This window comes from Jatrophihabitans telluris, from assembly GCF_023516435.1.
In the GTDB taxonomy this organism is placed as follows: Bacteria; Actinomycetota; Actinomycetes; order Mycobacteriales; family Jatrophihabitantaceae; genus Jatrophihabitans_A; species Jatrophihabitans_A telluris.
In genome coordinates this window covers 513,556-534,041 of the sequence record NZ_CP097332.1, presented here as the reverse complement: position 1 = coordinate 534,041, position 20,486 = coordinate 513,556, and the positions used below count along the sequence as shown (strand labels likewise).

Here is a 20,486-nt window from a genome sequence, read left to right as displayed (position 1 = left end):
CGTCTCTGGGGTGCCGTCAGGCCCAGATGGCCTGCGGCTCCGCGCGGCGCTCGGCCAGGCTGACCGGACCTTCGTATTCGCGGATGACCTCGTAGCGGGTGTTGCGTTCCTTCGGCTGGAAGCCGGCATCGCGGATCAGGTCCAGCAGATTGTCGCGCGTCAGCTTGTCGGGCGTGCCGAAACCGTCGGCGTCGTGGGTGATCTTGTATTCGACGACCGAGCCGTCCATGTCGTCCGCGCCGTAGTTGAGCGCAAGCTGGGACGTGGACAAGCCGTGCATCACCCAGAACACCTTGACGTGGTCGAAGTTGTCGAGCAGGAGCCGCGACACCGCGAAGGTCTTCAGGACGTCAGCCGGCTGGGCCATGCTCAGATGCGAGAGGCGGTTGTTGTCGTTGTGGAATCGCAGCGGAATGAACACGACGTGGCCACCGGTCTCGTCCTGCAACTGGCGCAATCGCAGGACGTGGTCCACCCGGTGGCGTGGCTCCTCGATGTGGCCGTAGAGCATGGTCGCCGGGGTGCGCAGGCCCTTGCCGTGGGCCAGCTTGTGGATGCGCGACCAGTCCTCCCAGTGCGTCTTGTGGTCGACGACCTGCTTGCGGACCTCCCAGTCGAAGATCTCGGCGCCGCCTCCGGTGAGCGATTCCAGGCCGGCCTCGATCAGTTCGTCCAGGATCGCGTCCGCGCTCAGGCCGCTGATCTCCTCGAAGTAGTGGATCTCGGTCGCGGTGAAAGCCTTGAGCGCGACGTCGGGCAGTACGGCCTTGAGTTCGCGCAGAACGCGCGGGTAGTACTTCCAGGGCAGCGTGGGGTGCAGCCCGTTGACGATGTGCAGCTCGGTGAGGCCGTCGTCCTTCATGGCACTGGCCAGCTCGACGGCCTCTTCGACGCGCATGGTGTATGCGTCCTTGGCGCCCGGTTTGCGCTCGAAGGAGCAGTAGGCGCAGGAGGCCCGGCAGACGTTGGTCAGGTTCAGGTGCCGGTTGACGTTGAAGAAGGTCACGTTGCCGTTCTTGGCGGTCCGCACCGAGTGCGCCTGGCCGCCGAGCCAAGCCAGGTCGTCACAGTCGTAGAGGTCGACGCCGTCCTGATAGGACAATCGCTCGCCGTTGGCGATCTTGGCCGTGAGTTCGTCTTTGCGCGCTGCGTTCCACACCATGTCGACCAGGGTACGTGTGCGCGCCGGGGTGCCAGACTGGACGGGTGTACGTCCCGTCGCACTTCGTCATGCCACCCGAACGCGCCCGCCAGGTGCTGGAGTCGGTTAACACCGCAGACCTCGTCGGTACCGGTCCGGACGGCCTGGTCGCGACCTTCCTGCCTTTGCTCTACGACGCCGGCGGTGGGCCGCACGGCCGCCTGCTGGGACACGTTGCCCGCAACAATCCGCAGTGGGAGGCGACCGGGGATGTGCTGGCGATTCTCCGCGGTCCCGATGCGTACATCTCGCCCGGTTTCTACGCGAGCAAGCCCGAACACGGCCGGGTGGTGCCGACGTGGAACTACGAGACGGTTCACGTCTACGGGCGGCTTGTCGCCCACGACGACGTCGAGTGGCTACGCGGGATCGTCACGCGATTGACCGAGCGACACGAAGCTTCGCGCGCCGATCCATGGTCGGTCACGGACGCACCGCCGGCGTTCATCGACGGGCAGTTGCGGGCAATCGTGGGGCTGGAACTGGTGATTTTCCGGGTCGAGGCCAAGTCCAAGCTCAGCCAGAATCGCACGGAAGCCGACCAGGCCGGCGTGGTCGCCGGTCTGGGACCGGCCGATCCGATTGCGCGCAAGATCGCCGACCGGCTGCCCTAAAACCCGTTGAGGTTGCCCTTGTTGCGCGCAACAAGGGCAACCTCAACGAGATCTGTGGAGCAACTAGGGCAACGTCAACGTGCTGGGCGGGCTGAGGTGGACTGGGGTGGACTGGGCCGATGGGCTCGGGAGGGCTGGCTCGGCTACCACTTCAGGTCCTCATCCGGCGCCCATTTACCGTGCCTGTGACCGTGCCAGTTGCGCAGCGGGCGACGACGGCGCTCGCTCCACCGATCCCCGCGAGACGGACGTACCGGCCTGCTCGGCCGCGCCGTGGGTTGCGCCGTCGGGGTGGACGTCGGCGCGCTGGCCGTCACGGACGGCTTCGTTGAGGGCTTCACTGAGAGCTTTGTCGCGGGGGACGTGGTCGAACCGGCGGCGGTGCCGGTCAGCGCTGAGCTGGCCATGGCGGTCGGCGACGGATTCAGGGCCGGTTTCAGGGCCGGCTTCAGGGCCGGCTTCAGGGCCGGCTTCAGGGCCGGCTTGACGACCGGATCGGCGGCCGGTTTCGGCGTCGCGCCACCCGCCGGGGTCGCCGCCAGCAGGGCGGCTCCGCCCGCGTCGATGCTCACGTGATCGCCGTCCTGGCAATACTCCCCAAGCTTGGTCCTGCTGTATTTCACCGTGCCCCCGTCGCCGGTCATCGGACCGAAACGAGCGGAGCTGTTGGCCTGGTTGGAGCAGACCGCTGCGGGGTTGCTCCAGCTGAAGTATTCGACCCAGCTGACATTCGGGGCCACCTTGGTCGCGTTTGCCCCGATCTGCAGGTTGCCGATCGAGACGGTCTTCGCGTTCGTCCCATCGATGAGCGACGCGTTCCACCACCCGGGGCGACCGGCGATCTTCAACAGCCGCATTCCGTAGGTCACGCCGGTCTTCCACCGGTAGTTGATCCGCGCGCTCGCACCCGGCTGGCCGTCGGTGCTGTGGACACAGTTCCCGTTGAGGTTTGCGCCCGGGTTCGCCTCACAGTCCGTCGCGCCCCACACCGAGAACAGCCATAGGTTGTTACCCGCCTTGTCGCGAGTGGTCTGGGTGCCGACGTAGCCGACTTTGCCGTTGGTCATGCCGAACTGATGAGCCCAGAAGATGTGGGCTTGGGCGCCGGGATCACTGTAGAGCGTGGTACTGAATTTGAGGTTGGTGTAGCTCGGCATGGAGGCCGGATACGCGTACAGCCCGGGCACCTTGCCAGGTGTCGAAGCACCCGCCGCCTTCTGCGGGGACGCAGCCTCTACCGCAGCGAAACCAATCGTGCCGGCCGCGACTGCCGCAGCCACGCTCACCGCAAGTGTCTTCCAACGTGGGGAATTGTTCTTGTTGATCATGATCGTGAACGGTAGCGGATCGCGGTCATCCACGCGGGCGAACCGCGACTTTCCTCAATGAAACATGAAGATTCTCCATCGGCGATCGAGATACGCCTTAGAAAACAGGCGATTCAACGCAACGATCACGGGTGGTCGCTCACGGTGATCTCTGAAAGTGAGACGGTGCCGTCTTCGGCCACGGAGAAGCCAGGGTTGTAAGCAATCTCCCAGCGATGTCCGTCCGGGTCAGCGAAGTAGGTGTGATAGCCACCGAAGCTGGCCTGCTGCGGTGGCTTGAGGATCTCAGCACCCGCAGCGCGGGCCGCGGCCGCGATCGCATCGACCGTCCCGGTGGAGTCGACGACCTGAGCGAGGCTGAAACCCGAGCCGGCCTCGGCCGGCGCACCGACGTCGTCGGAGAAGTCCTCGCGCCTGAACAGCGACAGCAACAGTCCGTGGCCGACTTGATAGAACACCACCTCGGGCAGATCGAGGACGGGTGTCCAACCGAGACCATCGCTGTAGAAACCGCGGCTGGCGTCGACATCGGAGACCGCCAGGGTGATCAATTGCAGGCTCTGTCGCATGCCCCCGATTGTGCCGTCGTCCCCCGGCTGCTCGCGAATGGGCAGTTCGGGGCGACCCAGCTCCCCGCGAATGGGCAGTTCGGGCGCGACCCAGCTCCCCGCGAATGGGCAGTTCGGGCGCGAATGGGCAGTCCTGGGCGCCCATTCGCCGTCAAACTGCCCATTCGCGCGGGTGAGACAGGGGCGCGCGGGTGAGACAGGGGCGCGCGGGTGAGACAGGGGCCGCGGGTGAGACAGGGGCGCGTGGGTGAGGCAGGACGGCGGGGACGTCAGTGGCGGGCGAACCGCAGCTTCCAGGGAGTCCGGGCCGATTCCAGTTGTACCTTCAGGGTCATCTTCGACGCACCCTGCGCACGCTCCTCGAACCGGATGGGCACCTCGACGATAGGCAGGCCGCGCTGCACGGTGCGGTAGTTCATCTCCACCTGGAACGAGTAACCGTTGCTGCGGATCGAGGGCAGATCGAGAGCGGCCAGCGTGCTCGACCGCCACGCCTTGAACCCGGCCGTGGCGTCCCTGACGTGCAGATGCAGGATCGCGTTCACGTAGAGGTTCGCCCACGCCGACAGAGCTTTGCGGTGCCAGGGCCACTCCGAGGCCGTCGACCCGCCCGGCACGTAACGGGAACCGATCACCATCGCCGCGTCCGTCCTCGTCAGCAGCTCGACCATGGCCGGTATCACCGAGACGGGATGCGACAGGTCCGCATCCATCTGGATGACGATGTCGGCGCCATCGGCCAGCGCCCGGGTCATACCGGCCACGTAGGCCCGCCCCAGGCCGTCCTTCTCCTGCCGGTGCAGGGTCGAGATCGTCCCGCCCCCCGAGCCGGCCAGTTCATCGGCCAGCTCGTCGGCCAGCTTGCCGGTGCCGTCCGGGGAGTTGTCGTCCACCACCAGAACGTGCAGGTTCGGTTGGCCGAGTTCGCGCAGCTGAGCGATCAACACCGGCAAGCTTTCGACCTCGTTGTAGGTCGGCACCACCACGACGATCTTCGGGTCCTGCGCCATCTGCCCGTCCTCCGGATTCACGATCACGAGACTCTACGGGTCCTGGTTCTGATTCTGCTCAGGTAGCTACAGCGCGTTCTCAGCGGACGGTCGCGCGGACTGCACGCGTCCTTCGAACCGGGTCGAAAGGACGACGGTCGATCGGGTACGCGACACGCCGTCCAGCTTCGACAGATCGCGGATCGCCCGCTCCAGGCCACCGATGTCCGGGACGCGGACCTTGACCACGAACGACTCCTCCCCAGCGACGAACCAGCAGTCCTCGACCGCGCCGATCGCGGCGATCTGCTCCGCGACCGCATCCTCGTCGGCGGTGTCGGAGAGGAACACGCCGACCAGGGCGCTCATCGAGTACCCGAGGGACTCCGGAGCCACCGCGGCGTGGTAGCCGGTAATGATGCCGGCCGCCTCGAGCTTGCCCACCCGCTCGTGCACCGCCGGGGCCGACAGCCCGACCTCGCGAGCAAGCTCCGCGAACGTCGCGCGGGCGTTGGCTCGCAACGCATCGAGCAGGGCGCGGTCGACTGAATCCATGCCAGGCAGTCTGGCAGGTGGCCGCCGGGAGACCCAGCACCGGCCACGGAGCCGGGCGGCAGGCAGCGCTTCGGACTGCGGCTCGGACAGCGGGTTCGGTCAGCGGGTTCGGGCAACGCGTTGGACAGTGGGTTCGGTCAGCCGTCGGTATCAGCCATCCGGACAGCGGTTCGGACAGCGGTCCGTATCAGTGCGCGGGTGCAGCTGCTCCTCAGGGGTGCGGCCGCAGTGAGCGGTCACTCGGGGAAGGAAGACACCATGGCCACAAGCACTGCCCGGCTGCTGGAGATCATCGCCCGGTCCCATCCGGAGCTGTACGAGATCCTGCATCCGCACGTCCCATTCGTCCTGCTCGGCGGCTTCGTCTCGCGCGCCGCCGAGGTGGAACTGAACCCGCAGCCGATCCCGCCGGGGCGCGCGTCCCGGGCCGCGGACGAACTGAACCCGCAGCCGCTGCCGCCGCGGGAGGTCCGCGTGGCCGCCGTCGAGCTCGTCGCCCAGCTGGCCCTGAACGCGATCAACGCGCACGGCCAGAAGCGCAACGGCGCCGAACTGTTGGTCGCCGAGATCGACGACTGGTGCGGCACCCACCCGCGGCCGATCCCGTGGCCGCCGAATTGGCCGTGGCCCTGGCCTCCCGGACCCGACCCGGACCCCGAACCGCACCCGTGGCTGACCGCGGAGATGTTCGCCGTCGCCGCCGTCACCCTCGCCGGCATCGGCTCCCGGATCGCTGACACCACCCTGCGCGGCGGGTTCGACACGGCTGCCGAGCACTTGGCCGACGCCGCCGTCGGCGCGATCGAAGGCTGAGCACGGTCCAGCCTCGACTGCAGTCAGGGGCCGTCCGGTTTCTGCCGGGCGGCCCCGAGCTGTCCGGTCCAACGGGTGATCAGGCTGTGCTCGACACCGATGACGTCGAGCACCTTGGCCGCGACGAAGTCCACCAGTTGCGCCACCGAGCCCCCGCCGGCGTAGAAAGCCGGGCTGGCGGGCAGCACCACCGCTCCGGCGTCGTGCAGCGTGAGCAGGTGCGACAACGTGCTGCGGGTATACGGCGTCTCGCGGGGGACGATGACCAACGGGCGTCGCTCCTTCAGGCTGACATCCGCAGCCCGCTGCAGGAGATCCTTGCTCAGTCCGATGGCGATGCCGGCCACCGCCGCCGTCGAGGCCGGGACCACGATCATTCCCCGGGCGCGGTAGGACCCACTGGCGGGCGCGGCGGCCAGATCACCGGCGGTCCAGTACCGGACGGGGCCCTCGAGGCCCGGTTCCTCGCGACCCAGCCAGCACGCGAGATCGTCCTGCCAGTGACTGTCCCGGAACGCGATCCCGGTCTCGTCCAGGATGGTCAGCCGGGCGGCTCTCGAGACGACGAGGTCGACCGGTAGGCCCGCGTCGAGCAGGCCGTTGACGACGGCGCGGGCGTAAGGGGTTCCCGAGGCACCGGAGACGCCGACGATCCAGGGCCGGCGCGCATCGGCCGTCACGGACGCAGGCCCTGGACGACCAGATCGATCAGCGCGAACAGGAACAGCTGGATCCCCACGAACCCGTTGGCGGTGAAGAAGGCCCGGTTCACGCGCGACAGGTCGTCGGCGCGCACGATGACGTGCTCGTAGACCAGCACCGCCGTCGTGACGGCCAGCCCGACCCACCAGATCGGCCCGAGGCCGGCGGCCAGGCCGAACCAGGCGTAACAGGCCACGGTGGCGGCATGGGTGAGGCAGGACCAGCGCAGCGCGGACGGGATACCGAACCGGGCGGGAAAGGACCTGGACTTGATCTGCCGATCGATCTCGGCGTCCTGGCACGAGTAGATCAGGTCGAAGCCACCGATCCAGGTTCCGACGGCCAGGCCCAGCGCGGTAGCCGGCCAGGCGAACCCGCCGGTCACCCCCATCCAGGCCCCGATCGGAGCAACCGCCTGCGCGAGGCCGAGCAGCACCTGCGGGAAGTCAGTGAACCGCTTGCCGTAGGAGTACAGGATCAGCAGCCCGACGGCGACCGGCGAGAGCAGCAACGGCAACCAACCGAGCAGGGCCGCGCTGGCCAGGAAGATCGCCAGCGCCACGCCCAGGCCGCGCCAGGCCACCGACAGGGAAAGGACCCCCGTGACGAGTTCCCGGTTCGCGGTACGGGGATTGAGGGCATCGAAATGCCGGTCGAGGATGCGGTTTCCGGCCATCGCGACCGTGCGGGCGGACACCATGGCCACCAGGATGAGCACCAGCTGCCGCCAGTGGATCGAGCGGTCCTGCGACCACATGGCCGTGAACGCCGCGATCAGCGCGAACGGCAACGCGAACACGGAGTGCTCGATCATCACCAATCGCAGGAAGGCCCGAATCCTGCCGACCTGCGGCCCGGGCACGGTGGCGGTCGACGCACTCACCCGCTCAGTGTGCCAAACGCGGTGTCAGGCATCCGGCTCACCCGATGCCGTACTCCCGCCAGCGGCGCTCGACGAGGGCCAGCGTGTCCTCGTCCAGCACGCACTCCTCCGGCCACCCGCCCGCACGTCGATACCCTTCGGTCTCCCACTTGGCCGTCGCGTCGATGCCGAGCTTGCCGCCGTAGAACTGTTCGTAGGACGAGTGGTCCAGATGATCGACCGGGCCGGTCATGTGCACGACGTCGTGGGCGTAATCAACGTTGCCGAACGCCCGCCAGGCAACCTCGGTGTAGTCGTGCACGTCGCAGTCCTTGTCGACGACGACGATCAGCTTCGACAGCGACAGCAGGCCGGCGCCCCAGATCGCGTTCATCACCTTGTGGGCGTGCTTGGGGAACCGCTTGTCGATGGACACGATCGCGCAATTGTGGAACACCCCGGCCTCGGGCAGGTCGTAGTCGACGATCTCCGGCAGGGTGAGCTTGATCAGAGGCAGGAAGATCCGCTCGGTGGCCTTGCCCAGCGGACCGTCCTCCTGGGGCGGACGCCCCACGACGATCGACTGGTAGATCGGGTCGCGGCGCATGGTCATGACGTCCACCCGCATGAACGGGAACGGCTCGACCGGTGTGTAGAAGCCGGTGTGGTCCCCGAACGGCCCCTCCGGCAATCGCTGCCCCGGTTCGACCCACCCCTCCAGGACGATCTGGGCGTTGGCCGGCACCTGCAGCGGGACCGACACGCAATCGACCATCTCGACCCGCTCCTGCTGCAGGAATCCGGCGAACAGGTACTCGTCGATGTCGGCCGGCAACGGAGCCGAGGCCGCGTAGGTGACCGCGGGTGGGCAGCCGAAGGCGATCGCCACCGGCAACCGCTCACCGGCCCGCTCGGCCACCGCCGCGTGCGAGGTCGAATCCTTGTGGATCTGCCAATGCAGGCTGACGGTCCGCGAATCCTGCTGCTGCAGTCGGTACATCCCGAGATTGCGGGCGCCGGTTTCGGGATGCTTGGTGTGAGTCAGACCGAGGTTGAGGAACACTCCACCGTCCTGAGGCCAGGACAGCACTCCCGGCAGCCGGTCGAGATCGACGTCGTCCTCGCGCAGGATCACGTCCTGGCACGGTGCCCTCTTCACGTGCTTGGGCGGCAGGGCGCGCAGCTGGGCCGCCTTGCCCAGGGCGTCTCGAAGACCGGACAAGCCGTGCGGAAGTTCCGGCTTGAGCAGCTCACCGATCCGGTCGCCGATCTCGTCGAAGGACCGGACTCCGAGGGCCCGGCACATTCGGTCGGTGGTTCCGAACAGGTTCATCAACAGCGGCATCTGGCCACGGGTCGGGTTGGTGAACAGCAACGCCGGCCCCTTGCCGGCCACCACCCGCTGAACGATGCCGGTCACCTCCAGCCGCGGGTCGACCGGCGCGTTCACCCGCACCAGGTCCCCGGACCGTTCCAGGTCGGCCACGAATTCGCTCAGATCTGTGTATGCCACCTCATCAGTATCCGGACGGGGGTCCCGCAGTGTGCGCTGACCTCTGCCTGTGCGCGCGCCAAGTGCTTCGGCACGCGGGGTCGTACCGACGTACCCTCGAAGGCGTGATCAAGCTGGGATCGTTGTTCGCGATAGCGCTCGTGGTGCTCTGGCTCTGGGCGATCTTCGACTCCCTCACCTCCGACAACAGCCGCATCCGACTGCTGCCGAAGTTCGCGTGGGTCGTCCTGATTCTCCTGTTCCCGATCGCCGCGTTCTTCTGGATCTTTTTCGGCAAGCCGAAAGCGTCCTCACCCGGCGACGGCGGCGACGTACCCCGCGGACGCGGCGGGTTCGGGTCGGGCGGTTCCGGGTCCGGCGGTTTCGGGTCCGGCTTCGGGTCGGGGGGTGGCCGCGCAAGCGGATTCGGCTCCGGCGGGTTCGGACCCGGTGGGTTGGGCGGGCGCGGCCAAGGCCAACGCGGGAACCGTCCGGGAACGTCGCGTCCAGTCGGCCCGGACGACGATCCCGACTTCCTGCGCAAACTCTAGCGCGACCGTCGACGGCGGCGGGTCCGCCCGCCCTCGGCACGCACGACGGCCGGGACAGCTGGCCACCGGTGGCGGGCCGGTGCCGGCCGAATCGCTAGTTTAGGCCGGCGTAGGAGTGCAGCCCGGAGATCACGATGTTCACGACGAAGAAGTTGAACGTCATCGCACCGAAGCCGAGCAGATTGATCCACGCCGCGCGGCTGCCCTTCCAGCCCGCGGTGGCCCGGGCGTGCAAGTACCCGGCATAGACCACCCAGGCGATGAACGCCCAGGTCTCCTTCGGATCCCAGCCCCAGTACCGGCCCCAGGCCGCTTCGGCCCAGATGGCGCCGAAGATGACCCCGGCGGTGTAGATCGGAAAGGCGAAGGCAACCGTGCGGTACGCGGCCTTGTCGAGCGACGCCGAGGCCGGGAACTGCTCTCCCAGGGTGGCGAACCGCCGCGGGCCTGGTTGACCGGCTTCGATCGCGGCCTGGCCACGCTCGTAGCGGGAGCGAATCAGGTACATGATCGTGATCGCGGCCGAGGTCACGAGGATGCCCTCGGCGACGGCGACGGACGAGACGTGGATGGCCAGCCAGTAGGACTGCAGAGCCGGGACGAGCTTGGACGCCTTGGTGTACAGGGTGCCGGCCAGGAACATCACCACCAGCACCGGGAACATGATGAACAGGCCGAGGTAGCGCAGCTGCGGCATCCGCACCAGTGTTGCCAGCCAGGCGATGGTGGCGATCATGCCGACGACGAGGGTGAACTCGTACATGTTGCCCCACGGCACCCGGTCCACCGCGATCCCGCGGATCAGCACGCACGCGATGTGCAACGACAGGCCGAGGATGGTGAACGCGATCGCCGCCCGCCCCCAGGTACGTCCGGCGTCGCGCTGGGGCGCGGGCTCGACCGGCGGCGACGACGCGTCGATGTCGCGTGCTGAGGTGGCGCCGACCGCGGATGCGGAGCCGGACGCGGCGCCGACACCGGCGCCCACCAGGGCAGGTTCGCGGGTGACGGCGGTGACCGAGGTCTTGGCGATGCGGCCGGTGCGGCCGAAGGCGTACTCGCCCGTGTAGGCGACGGCCGCCAACATGTACGTGCCCGTCGCGCCCGTCCACAAGAACTCCGAGAGCTGCGCGAGCCCGGTGTTGATCGCCATCGAATCAGTCCTTTCCGGCGCCGGCACCGACCACGGCGGAGTCGGATGACCCCGGGGCCGGAACGGCGGACAGTACCTGGCGAAGCCTCGCCAGCAACGCTTCGAACTCGGTGGTGAAGTTGCCCGAGTCGCTGCGGGCGAGACCACCCACCTGGATCAGCGTACGAGGCGCGTCCGCCGGCGCCGACTCAGCATCGGTCATGAGTCCGGTCGACGGGTCGGCCATCGGAATGATCCGCAACCAGACGCGACGGCGCCGGACCACCAGGGAGCCGAGCAGGCCGAGCACCATCAGTACCACCGCCACCAGCAGGAAGCCCTGCGCCGGGTCGTGGGAGACCTGCATGGCGGCCCACTGCTTGTACCCGTCGAAGGTGATGACCGTTCCGTCGGGCAACGTCAGGCTGTCGCCGACCGCCATGTTCTTGCCCGCGATCTTGGTCATCTTGGAGACGTCGAGGGCGTAGACGGACTGGGGAATGCCGTTGCCGGCCTGGGAGTCGCCCTGGTACGCGAGTAACGCCAGGATCGGCTTGTCCACCTGGGGCGAGGACGAGCTGATCACGCCGTTGCCGTCGTCCACGGGCGTGGGCGCGAAGATCGCCTTCAGCCCGAGGTCGGCGGCCTTGCCGTCCTTACCCGTCCCGACGAACTTGAAGACACCCTCGCTGGTGAAGAAGGTGTCCTGCGGCAGGAACGGGGCGGTGTCGGTGACGGCGGCCTTGCCGGGACGCTTCACCGTCACCGTCGGCGCGAAGCCGTGGTTGATCAGGTACACCCGGTCGCCCTGCAGGCGCAGCGGGTGATTGACGGTGATGACGTCGTGCTTGGCCGCACCGTTCACGCCGTCGGAGTAGGTGACATCGGCGCGGAACGAAGACGGAGTTCCGTCATCGCGATAGCTGGCGGTGAAGGAATTCAACTTGTCCACGCAGAACGGGGTGATCGCGCCCTGGTCGACCCAGCGACCAGCTTTGAACGAATCGTAGGAAATCACCGTGTTGCAGAATCCGTTGCCCTCGGTGGTGACTATCGATCCCTGGTAGCCGTAGAGCTTTCCGGCGGCGATGAAGACCAGGCTGCTGAGCAGGGCCACGTGGAACAGCAGGTTTCCGGCTTCGCGCAGGTAACCCTTCTCGGCCGAGATCGTGAGCGTGTCACCTTCTTCGCGCCGGACGGTCCGCCACCGGGGGCGGAGCAGGCCGGTCACCGACGCCGCCACTTGTTCGGCCGACTGTGCCGTGCGCAACTCGTCGTGCTCGGCCAGCCGCGTGAGGTTCTTCGGTGCCTTGAGCGGCTTGGCGCGCAGTGCGCGGGAGTAGACCTGAATCCGAGGGATCAGGCAGCCGATCAGGGAAACGAACAGCAGCAGGTACACCGCGGCGAACCAGAACGACCCGAACACGTCGAAGGCACCGAGCCGGTCCAGGACCTTGCCCCACGATCCGTGCGACGCGAGGTAGGCCTGCACTTTGGGCTCGTTCAGCGGCCGTTGCGGCAGGAGCGAACCCGGCACCGCGGCCAGCGCGAGCAGAAACAGCAGGACGATGGCGGTCCGCATCGAGATGAGGCGACGCCACCACTGGCGGACGAGGCGGGCGGGGACGCCGCCGGTGAGGCTCACAAGCCCGCCCCGACGCCGGCGTTGCTGAATTCGGACCGCAGCCAGTTCATCCACTGGTCCCAGGTGCCGGTCAGCAGCAGGACTCCCATCACGATCAGGACTGCGCCGCCCAACTGGCCGACCACCTGTCCGTGCCGGCGCACGACCGCCAGCGCGCCGGTGACCCAGCCCAGGCCGAGGGCTACCAGCAGGAACGGCACGCCCAGGCCGATGCAGTAGGCGATCGACAGCACGGTGCCCCGGCCGGCGGTTCCCGCACTCGTCGCCATTCCCAGCACGGCCGACAGGGTCGGGGTGAGGCAGGGCGTCCAGGCGAGCCCGAAGGTGATGCCGAGCAGGGGTGCGCCGAGCAACCCTGATCTTGGAAGCCGATGAATCTTGAACTCCCGCTGCAACAACGGGATCTTGCCCAGGAAGGCGATGCCCATCGCGATCGTGATGACCCCGAATACCTGTTCCAGCGCGACGTGGTGCACGGCCATCTGTGAGCTGAGAGTGCCGAACAATGCGCCGGCGGCCACGAACACCGACGTGAACCCGAGCACGAACAGTGCCGCTCCGGCCAGCATGCGTCGCTGCCGGACCTTCAAGGCCATGCCGTCCTGCTGGCTACCGGCGAGGCCGGCGACGTAGGAAAGGTAGCCGGGCACCAGCGGCAACACGCACGGCGACAAGAACCCGACGACGCCGACCAGCAGCGCCACCCCGGCCGCGGGCAGCAGCGAACCGTCGCTGACGGTGTTGGAGAATCCGCTGGCCAGGACGCTCATGTCACGATTCGGCGGTGAGGGCGTCGAGCACCGGGGTGAGATCCTTGGGCAGCAAGGCGCCGCCGGTGTACACAGCGGCGACCCGGCCGTGCTTGTCGACGACGGCGGTCGCGGGCAAGGCGACGAGCGGGACATTACCCAGCTGCAGTGCGGTCTTCGCCGACGGATCGAACACGATCGGGTAGGTCAAGCCCTTGTCGGCGATGAACGAGCGGACCCCGCTGAGTTGGTCCTTGACGTCAAGACCGACGAACTGAACGCCCTTGGTCTTGAGCTGCCGGTACATGAGGTCGAACTGGGGGCTTTCGACCTGGCACGGTATGCACCACGCCGCGAAGAAGTTGAGCACGACGATCTTGCCCATATCCTCGCTCAGTCGATACTTCGCCGATGAGCCCACCAGGGCGCCGTTGACGTCGCCGGCCAGCTTGCGGCGCGCAACGGGGATGACCACGCCCTTCTTGGTGCCCTGTACGAAGTTGAAGCCGTCCGAGGAGTTCTGGTTGACCGCGTTCTTACCGCCCGAGCAGGCCGCCAGCGCGGCGCAGCCCAGCAGCAGCGCGACGGCGAGAGCCAGTACGCGGCGCAAGCGAGACGAAATCGGCCGGGTTTTCATCCCCTCCAGTGTGCAGCGTGTTGCAGCCCACACCTGCACCCACCCCCGCAAATTGGCGCTCTCTGTGCGCTGCATGAGCAGGCGCGCTACGAACCGGCCTGCTGGCGACTGATGTCATTCTCCGAGTGCCCGGCGGGCTCGGCGTAATCGACCCGAACGACGTCCTCGCCGTCGAAGACCAGCGACGTGATCGAGGCCAGCGAGCAGCGCCGCTTGCGCGGATCGTGCCAGAGGTGCTGACCCTCGACGAACCGCCGCAGACACACGATCGGCAGCTGGTGCGATACGCAGACAGCCTCGTGACCCTCGGCGACGTCGCGCGCTTTGAGGGCCGCCGCCAGCATCCGCTTGGCCACCTGCTCGTAGGGCTCACCCCAGGATGGACGCAACGGGTTGCGATAGAGCCACCAACTGGACGGCTTCTTCAGTACGCCTCCCTCGCCGGTGACCCGCCTGCCCTCGAAGGCGTTACCGGCCTCGATCAGGCGGTCGTCCGTGGCGACGTCCAGCCCGAACTGGGCGGCCATCGGCCCCGCGGTTTCCTGGGCGCGCTGTAGTGGCGACGACACGACGTGAACGACATCCCGTCCGGCGAGGTGAGCCGCGGCCTTGACGGCCATCTCCTGGCCTGACTGCGACAACCGGTAGCCGGGAAGGCGCCCGTAAAGGACCTTGTCGGGATTGAACACCTCGCCGTGGCGCAGCAGATGCACGGTGGTCACCATCAGGCTGCGCCCGGTCGTGCCGCCGCCGCGGCGGCACGCGCCGCCGCGGGCAGGGCCGCCGCGATGATCTCCAGCGCCCGATCGTCGTGCGCTGCGCCGACGAACCAGGCCTCGAACGCGCTGGGTGGCAGGTATACGCCCGCGTTCAGCATCGCGTGGAAGAACGGGCCGTAGCGGAAGGTCTCGGCCGCCTGGGCACCGGCGAAATCCGTGACGTCCTGGTCGGTGAAGAAGACCGAGAAGAGGTTTCCGGCGTACTGGACGCGGTGCGCCACCCCGGCCTCGGCCAGCGCCTGGGTGGCCAGGGCGCCGATCCTGCGGGCGGTCGCGTCCAACGTCACGTACACCTCCGGCGTCGCCAGTCGCAGGCTTGCCAGTCCCGCCGCCACCGCCACGGGATTCCCGCTCAAAGTGCCGGCCTGGTAGACGGGGCCGGCCGGACTCAGGCTGGCCATGATCTCGCGGCGGCCACCGAAGGCCGCGGCGGGTAGACCACCGGACATCACCTTTCCGAAGGTGAACAGGTCGGCAGCGACCGGATCGAGCCCGTACCAGCCGGCGGCCGAGACGCGGAAGCCGGTCATGACCTCGTCCATGATCAGCAACGCGCCGTGCCGCTCGGTGATCTCGCGCAGGCCCGCGTTGAAGCCGGGCTTCGGCGCGATCGCCCCCATGTTGCCGGCCGCGGCTTCGGTGATCACCGCGGCGATGTCCGGGCCGTCGGCGGCAAAGGCGGCCTCGACCGCGGCAAGGTCGTTGTAGGGCACCACGATCGTCTCGGCCGCCTGCGCACTGGTGACCCCGGGGGTGTCCGGCGTCGCGAAGGTGATCACCCCGGAGCCCGCGCTGGCCAGCAGGGCGTCGACGTGGCCGTGGTAGCAGCCGGCGAACTTGACGATCTTGCGACGGCCGGTCACCCCCTTGGCCAGCCGGACCGCGGACATGGTCGCCTCCGTCCCGGAGTTGACCAGCCGCACCTCCTCCAGCGGGCTGGTGGTGCCGTGCGCCTGCGCGGCGGTCGCGAGCTTGCCGATCAGTTCCTCGGCCAGTTCGATCTCACCGATTGTCGGCGTTCCGAAACTCAGCCCGGACGTGGCCGCCTGCTGGACCGCCGCCACAATCTGCGGGTGCGCGTGGCCGTGGATCATCGGGCCCCAGGACGCGACCAGATCGACGTAGGTGTGACCGTCGGCATCGGTCAGGTACGGCCCCTGCCCGCTGACCATGAACCGGGGCGTACCACCGACCGCACGGAAGGCTCGGACGGGGGAATTCACCCCGCCGGGAATCACGCGCTGGGCTCGGGCGAACAGTTCGGCAGATCTGGGGGCGTCACTCACCTGCCCAGTCTCCCAGCCCGATCAGGTCGACGTGTGCGGGGCTCCGCCGGGCTGATCCAGCAGGCTCGATGCGGCAGGCTCGATGCGGCGGGCACGATGCGGCGGGCACGCTGCCGCGTGGTCACGCCGTGATGCGCGAGAGGAACTGCTTCGTTCGCTCGTGCTGCGGATTGGCCAGCACCTGCTCCGGAGGGCCGACCTCCAGCAATCGGCCGTCGTGCAGGAAGCAGACCTTGTCCGCGACCTGGCGGGCAAAGCTCATCTCGTGGGTCGACAGGACCATGGTCATGCCCTCGCCCTTCAGGTCGGCCAGCAGCGCGAGGACTTCTCCGACGAGTTCGGGGTCCAGGGCCGAGGTGACCTCGTCGAGCAACATCAGCTCCGGCGCGTTGACCAGGGCGCGCGCGATGGCCACCCGCTGTTGCTGGCCACCGGAAAGCTCGTCCGGTTTCGCGTTCGCCTTCTCGGCCAGACCGACCCGGCCCAGCATCGCCAGGGCGGTTTCACGGGCCGCCGCCGGCGCGATCTTGTGCACTTTGCGCGGCGCCAACGTGATGTTGTCCAGCACGGACAGGTGCGGGAACAGGTTGAACGCCTGGAAGACGATGCCGATGCGGGACCGGATCGCGTCGGCGTCCACCTGCGGGTCGGTGATGTCCTCGCCGGCGAGTTCGACCACTCCGTCATCGACGGTCTCCAGCAGGTTGACGCAGCGCAGGAGGGTCGACTTCCCGGAGCCGGAAGCCCCGATCAGCACGACGCATTCCCCCCGCTCCACCTCGAGGGAGAAATCGTCCAGCACGACATGATCTCCGAAGGACTTGCGGACGCCCTGGATGGACAGCAGGCTCATCTGGTCCTCCCCTGGCACTCGACTCGAACCGCACTCATATCGTCGGGGACCCTCCCGTGCCGTACCAGCCCTGACGCTTGGCGATCCAATCGGTGAACCTCGTCAGTGGAATGGTCAACATGAGGAAGAGGAAACCGGCCACCACATAGGAGGTGTAGTTGAAGGTGTTCGCCGTCTCGATCTGGGCCGCCCGGATCGCATCGATCGGATCACCTAGCACCGCGATGAGGCCGGAGTCCTTCTGCAGCGACACGAAGTCGTTGAGCAGGGGCGGGATCACCCGCCGAATGGCCTGCGGCAGAACGACGAAGCGCATGGTCTGCGCGGCGGACAATCCGAGGGAGCGCGCCGCTGCCCGCTGCGAGGGATGCACTGATTCGATGCCTGCACGAAAAACCTCGGCCACGTAGGCGGAATAGGTCAAGGTCAGCGCGACCCCGCCGTAGACCACGGTCTGCTGGTAGGAGATCCCGGCCAGTCGAAGCGCCGGTATCCCGAAGCCGACGAGAAACAGCACCAGCAGCAGGGGAAGGCCACGGAACAGATCCGTGTAGGCGGCCGCGAAGATCCGCAGCGGCAGGAAGATCGGCCCGCGCAGCGTGCGCAGAACGGCCAGCCCCAGCCCGATGATCAACACCAGCACGGCGCAGATCACCATGACGCGGATGTTGAGCCACAAGCCCTGCAGCACGTGCGGGAATGCCTCGGTGGCGTAATGCCAGTTGAAGAAGGTCTGCCGGGTTCGCGGCCATCCCGGTGAGGAGAGCAGCGCGACCACGATCGCGCCGAAGACCAGCAGCGTGCTGGCGGCCGCGATCAGGCCCGACCGGACGGCCCGCGCGCGGCGGTAGGCGATTCGCTGCTGCTGGCGCGCGGACGGCGTCCACAATCGGGATCCGCCGTCGTGCAAGGACTCCTTCGGCTCCGTCACGACAGGTCGGGTGCGTTGCCGGCCGTGGCCAGCCACTGCTCCTTGAGCTTGTCGAGCGTGCCGTCGGCCCGCAGCGCGTCCACTGCTTGCGACACGCAGTCAGTGAGCTTCGAGCCCTTCTCGAGCACGAAGCCGAACTGCTCCGGTGTCCCTGAGGCAGGGATCTGGCCGACGATGACACCGGAGTCCAACTCGGCGGCGGTGATGTAGAAGCCGGTAGGCAGGTCGACGACCAGGCCGTCGATCGAGTGATTCTTCAAGGCCTGGACGGCCAGGTCGTTGGTGTCGAAGACCGCCGGCCTGGACGAGGGCTTGATCGTGTTGGTGATCGTGTCGTAGCTGGTGGTGCCGACCTGCGCTCCGAGCTTGGCCGAGGCCAGCGCGGCCAGCGACTTCGCCGCGGCGATCTTGCTGCCCTTGTAGGTGACCACGGCCTGGGCGACGTCGTAGTAGCCGGTCGAGAAGTCCACCGCCTGCTTGCGCTTGGCACTGATCGACACCTCGTTGATGTCGACGTCGAACTTCTTCGGGGTCGGGGCGATGACGCTGTTGAAGCTCGCGGTCACCCACTTGACCTGATCGTTGGAGAAACCGAGCTTGTTGGCCACGGCGTAGGCGACGGCGGACTCGAAACCCTTGCCGTTGCTGGGCTTGTTGCCCGAGAACCACGGCTCGTAGGCCGGGTTGTCGGTGGCCACGGTGAACGTACCCGCCGTCCGCAGAGCCAGGCTTGCCTTGTCGCAGGTGGGGGTCGCACTACTGGCCGCCGACGTACCGGAGCCGGCGGCTGAGGACACCGTCGGATTGTCGGTGGTCTTGTCGGTGGGCGCGCAGGCGGCGAGGGTTCCGAGGCCCAGGACGGCGATCGAGGCGGCGGCGAGCGGGCGTAGTCGCATGGCGGGAAGGCTCCTGGAGACATTCGGGCAGTCAGGACCTGAGAATCATACGGTCGCCACCGACCCGTCAGTTTCATACTGGAGCGATAGACAAGCAATTTAACCGGCTTGTCCCATTCGCCGAGGACGTCGGGTGATCTACAACTCCCGGCGCATCGGCAGGCGCGAACCGTCGGTGGACTCGGGTGCCGGCACGAACCCACATCGGGCGAAGAACGGCGCCTGCCACGGGACGTCGGCCAGGGCGGTCACCGTCAGGCACTGGTGACCGGCCGCCCGCGCCCACTCGGCCGCCTCGGCGAGCAAGGCCGAGCCAACTCCGCGACGCATCGAGGTCAGGGCCACGAACAAGCCCGCCACCTGCGCCTGGCCGCCCAGCGTCTCCAGCCGGAGGCAGCCCACCGCGGGGTCACCGGCGACGAGCACCAGCAGAGCGGACTCGTAGTCAGACACCGTGGACGGTGGCGGCGGCGAGCCGTATCCGCCGACCGAGAACAGCAGATCGGCGTTGGCCTGAAGGTGCGGCAACGCCGGCAGGTCCGCCGACCGCGCCACCCGGACGAGCGGCCCGACTGGGCCGACTGAAGCGACTGGGCCGACTGGGCCGACTGGGCCGACTGGGCCGATGGGATTATCCCGACCGACCGGCCCGCGCGCCGATTCCCCCGCCGCGACCGAGGACTTGCGAGCCGCGCGCACGACCGACGCGCTCACTCCGACCACCACGGCCAGCGCCAGCAGCCAGCCCAACGCGTGCGCGCGTCCGCCGCCGAGCAGTGCGTCCCAGAGCCAGCCGAGCAGCACCAGCGCAGCCAGGCCGGCAACTCGCAGGTAGCTGGTTCGCGGGAGATTCATCTGCCGGCAGCGGGAACGCTCACCGCAGTCGCTGGGCTGCCTCGACCGCCCAGTAGGTCAGGATCATCGATGCCCCGGCCCGCCGAACCGACAACAACGTCTCGGCGATGGCGCGGTCCCGGTCGATCCAGCCACGCTCGGCGGCCGCTTCGAGCATCGCGTACTCGCCGGATACCTGGTACGCCGCCACCGGCACCGGGCAAGCCGCCGCGACGGCAGCGAGAATGTCCAGATACGGCAACGCCGGTTTGACCATGAGGATGTCGGCGCCCTCGGACACGTCCAGCGCGACCTCGGCCAGGGCCTCGGTAACCCCCCGGGCGGGATCCTGCTGGTAGGTCAGCCGATCGCCGACAAGGGAGGAATCGACGGCCTCCCGGAACGGGCCGTAGAAGGCGGAGGCGTACTTGGGTGCGTAGGCGAGAATGCCTACCTCGGCGCGCGAAACCTCATCGAGCGCTCGGCGGACCACGCCGACCTGGCCGTCCATCATCCCGCTCGTACCGAGCAGATCAGCGCCCGCTTCGGCCTGGGCCAGCGCCATGGAGGCGTACCGGATCAGCGTCGCGTCATTGTCGACGGACCCGTCGACGGCCAACACCCCGCAATGGCCGTGATCGGTGAACTCGTCCAGGCACAGGTCGGCCATCAGCACCGTCGCGTCACCGAGCTCGAACTTCAGTCGCGCCAACGCCGCATTGAGCACGCCGTCCGGGTCGTCGGCCCCGGAACCCACCGCGTCCTTGTGCGCGGGGATACCGAAGAGCATCAGGCCGCCCACCCCGGCCTGGACGGCCTCCACGGCCGCCTTGACCAGCGAATCCTGCGTGTGCTGAAGGACTCCGGGCATCGAGCCGATCTGGCGCGGATCGGCCAATCCCTCGGCGACGAACATCGGAAGGATCAGATCCGAGGGACGCAGCGACACTTCCGAGGCCAGGCGGCGCAGCGCCGGCGTCCGGCGCAGCCGCCGCGCCCGACTGGTCGGAAAGGCCGGCAGGTCAGGAAGCGAATTCACCAGTCAACCGTACTCACGCACGATCGGGG

General features: G+C 68.0%; 22 protein-coding genes. 3 read left to right on the top strand and 19 right to left on the bottom strand.

Annotated elements, in window-relative coordinates:
• Positions 1-16: 16 nt before the first annotated feature.
• Positions 17-1,162, bottom strand: coding sequence for an aminofutalosine synthase MqnE (mqnE, locus tag M6D93_RS02580; protein WP_249772736.1), 1,146 nt, complete (start codon positions 1,160-1,162; stop codon positions 17-19).
• Between the two features lie 44 nt (positions 1,163-1,206).
• Here mqnE and M6D93_RS02575 point away from each other — a divergent pair, with 44 nt between their 5' ends.
• The gene (locus M6D93_RS02575) at positions 1,207-1,815 is read left to right on the top strand and encodes an FMN-binding negative transcriptional regulator (protein ID WP_249772734.1); all 609 of its coding nucleotides are present in this window, start codon (positions 1,207-1,209) and stop codon (positions 1,813-1,815) included.
• 143 nt (positions 1,816-1,958) lie between these two features.
• Here M6D93_RS02575 and M6D93_RS02570 read toward each other — a convergent pair whose 3' ends face one another.
• The 4 genes from M6D93_RS02570 to M6D93_RS02555 form a co-directional block, all read right to left on the bottom strand.
• Complete coding sequence (locus M6D93_RS02570) at positions 1,959-3,143, bottom strand: DUF3472 domain-containing protein (RefSeq protein WP_249772732.1); 1,185 nt, start codon at positions 3,141-3,143, stop codon at positions 1,959-1,961.
• A 125-nt stretch (positions 3,144-3,268) separates the two neighbouring features.
• On the bottom strand, positions 3,269-3,712 hold the full coding sequence (locus M6D93_RS02565; protein ID WP_249772730.1) for a VOC family protein: 444 nt from the start codon (positions 3,710-3,712) through the stop codon (positions 3,269-3,271).
• Between the two features lie 269 nt (positions 3,713-3,981).
• Positions 3,982-4,722: a polyprenol monophosphomannose synthase gene (locus M6D93_RS02560; protein ID WP_347343734.1), complete on the bottom strand. Its 741-nt coding sequence runs from the start codon at positions 4,720-4,722 to the stop codon at positions 3,982-3,984.
• 66 nt (positions 4,723-4,788) lie between these two features.
• On the bottom strand, positions 4,789-5,256 hold the full coding sequence (locus M6D93_RS02555) for an Lrp/AsnC family transcriptional regulator (RefSeq protein ID WP_249772726.1): 468 nt from the start codon (positions 5,254-5,256) through the stop codon (positions 4,789-4,791).
• A gap of 258 nt (positions 5,257-5,514) precedes the next feature.
• On the opposite strand from M6D93_RS02555, the gene M6D93_RS02550 reads away from it, so the two are divergent.
• Positions 5,515-6,069 (top strand): hypothetical protein, encoded by a 555-nt coding sequence (locus tag M6D93_RS02550; protein ID WP_249772724.1) that lies wholly within the window; start codon positions 5,515-5,517, stop codon positions 6,067-6,069.
• Between the two features lie 23 nt (positions 6,070-6,092).
• Here the strand turns inward: M6D93_RS02550 and M6D93_RS02545 are convergent, their stop codons facing one another.
• The 3 genes from M6D93_RS02545 to M6D93_RS02535 are packed head-to-tail and all read right to left on the bottom strand — an operon-like array spanning position 6,093 to position 9,146.
• On the bottom strand, positions 6,093-6,749 hold the full coding sequence (locus M6D93_RS02545) for a UbiX family flavin prenyltransferase (RefSeq protein ID WP_249772721.1): 657 nt from the start codon (positions 6,747-6,749) through the stop codon (positions 6,093-6,095).
• On the bottom strand, positions 6,746-7,654 hold the full coding sequence (gene mqnP, locus M6D93_RS02540) for a menaquinone biosynthesis prenyltransferase MqnP (protein ID WP_249772719.1): 909 nt from the start codon (positions 7,652-7,654) through the stop codon (positions 6,746-6,748). Before mqnP ends, M6D93_RS02545 begins: the two co-directional genes overlap by 4 nt.
• Before the next feature lie 37 nt (positions 7,655-7,691).
• Entirely contained in the window at positions 7,692-9,146 is a 1,455-nt protein-coding gene (locus tag M6D93_RS02535; RefSeq protein WP_249772717.1) for a menaquinone biosynthesis decarboxylase, read from the bottom strand.
• 104 nt (positions 9,147-9,250) lie between these two features.
• Between M6D93_RS02535 and M6D93_RS02530 the strand changes: the two genes are divergently transcribed.
• On the top strand, positions 9,251-9,676 hold the full coding sequence (locus M6D93_RS02530; RefSeq protein WP_249772715.1) for a PLDc N-terminal domain-containing protein: 426 nt from the start codon (positions 9,251-9,253) through the stop codon (positions 9,674-9,676).
• A gap of 94 nt (positions 9,677-9,770) precedes the next feature.
• Here the strand turns inward: M6D93_RS02530 and ccsB are convergent, their stop codons facing one another.
• From ccsB to hemB, 11 genes are all read right to left on the bottom strand, one after another.
• Positions 9,771-10,829: a c-type cytochrome biogenesis protein CcsB gene (ccsB, locus tag M6D93_RS02525; RefSeq protein WP_249772713.1), complete on the bottom strand. Its 1,059-nt coding sequence runs from the start codon at positions 10,827-10,829 to the stop codon at positions 9,771-9,773.
• Between the two features lie 4 nt (positions 10,830-10,833).
• The gene (gene resB / locus M6D93_RS02520) at positions 10,834-12,453 is read right to left on the bottom strand and encodes a cytochrome c biogenesis protein ResB (protein ID WP_249772711.1); all 1,620 of its coding nucleotides are present in this window, start codon (positions 12,451-12,453) and stop codon (positions 10,834-10,836) included.
• Positions 12,450-13,223: a cytochrome c biogenesis CcdA family protein gene (locus M6D93_RS02515; RefSeq protein ID WP_249772709.1), complete on the bottom strand. Its 774-nt coding sequence runs from the start codon at positions 13,221-13,223 to the stop codon at positions 12,450-12,452. The genes resB and M6D93_RS02515 overlap by 4 nt, the downstream gene beginning before the upstream one ends.
• A gap of 1 nt (position 13,224) precedes the next feature.
• On the bottom strand, positions 13,225-13,839 hold the full coding sequence (locus M6D93_RS02510) for a TlpA disulfide reductase family protein (protein WP_249772707.1): 615 nt from the start codon (positions 13,837-13,839) through the stop codon (positions 13,225-13,227).
• 86 nt (positions 13,840-13,925) lie between these two features.
• Complete coding sequence (locus M6D93_RS02505) at positions 13,926-14,564, bottom strand: histidine phosphatase family protein (protein WP_249772705.1); 639 nt, start codon at positions 14,562-14,564, stop codon at positions 13,926-13,928.
• Positions 14,564-15,904 carry a glutamate-1-semialdehyde 2,1-aminomutase gene (gene hemL / locus M6D93_RS02500; RefSeq protein ID WP_249772703.1) on the bottom strand — a complete coding sequence of 447 codons (1,341 nt, stop codon included), beginning with the start codon at positions 15,902-15,904 and terminating at the stop codon, positions 14,564-14,566. The genes M6D93_RS02505 and hemL overlap by 1 nt, the downstream gene beginning before the upstream one ends.
• Positions 15,905-16,025: 121 nt before the next feature.
• Positions 16,026-16,757 (bottom strand): amino acid ABC transporter ATP-binding protein, encoded by a 732-nt coding sequence (locus tag M6D93_RS02495; protein ID WP_249772701.1) that lies wholly within the window; start codon positions 16,755-16,757, stop codon positions 16,026-16,028.
• A gap of 34 nt (positions 16,758-16,791) precedes the next feature.
• Positions 16,792-17,688, bottom strand: a complete 897-nt coding sequence (locus M6D93_RS02490) for an amino acid ABC transporter permease (RefSeq protein ID WP_249772699.1) — start codon at positions 17,686-17,688, stop codon at positions 16,792-16,794.
• A complete protein-coding gene (locus M6D93_RS02485) occupies positions 17,685-18,584 on the bottom strand; it encodes an ABC transporter substrate-binding protein (protein ID WP_249772697.1) in 900 nt (299 codons plus the stop codon). The genes M6D93_RS02490 and M6D93_RS02485 overlap by 4 nt, the downstream gene beginning before the upstream one ends.
• 138 nt (positions 18,585-18,722) lie before the next feature.
• Positions 18,723-19,439: a GNAT family N-acetyltransferase gene (locus M6D93_RS19315; RefSeq protein WP_283818631.1), complete on the bottom strand. Its 717-nt coding sequence runs from the start codon at positions 19,437-19,439 to the stop codon at positions 18,723-18,725.
• Positions 19,440-19,458: 19 nt separating this feature from the next.
• The gene (hemB, locus tag M6D93_RS02475; RefSeq protein WP_249772695.1) at positions 19,459-20,457 is read right to left on the bottom strand and encodes a porphobilinogen synthase; all 999 of its coding nucleotides are present in this window, start codon (positions 20,455-20,457) and stop codon (positions 19,459-19,461) included.
• Between the last annotated feature and the right edge of the window lie 29 nt (positions 20,458-20,486).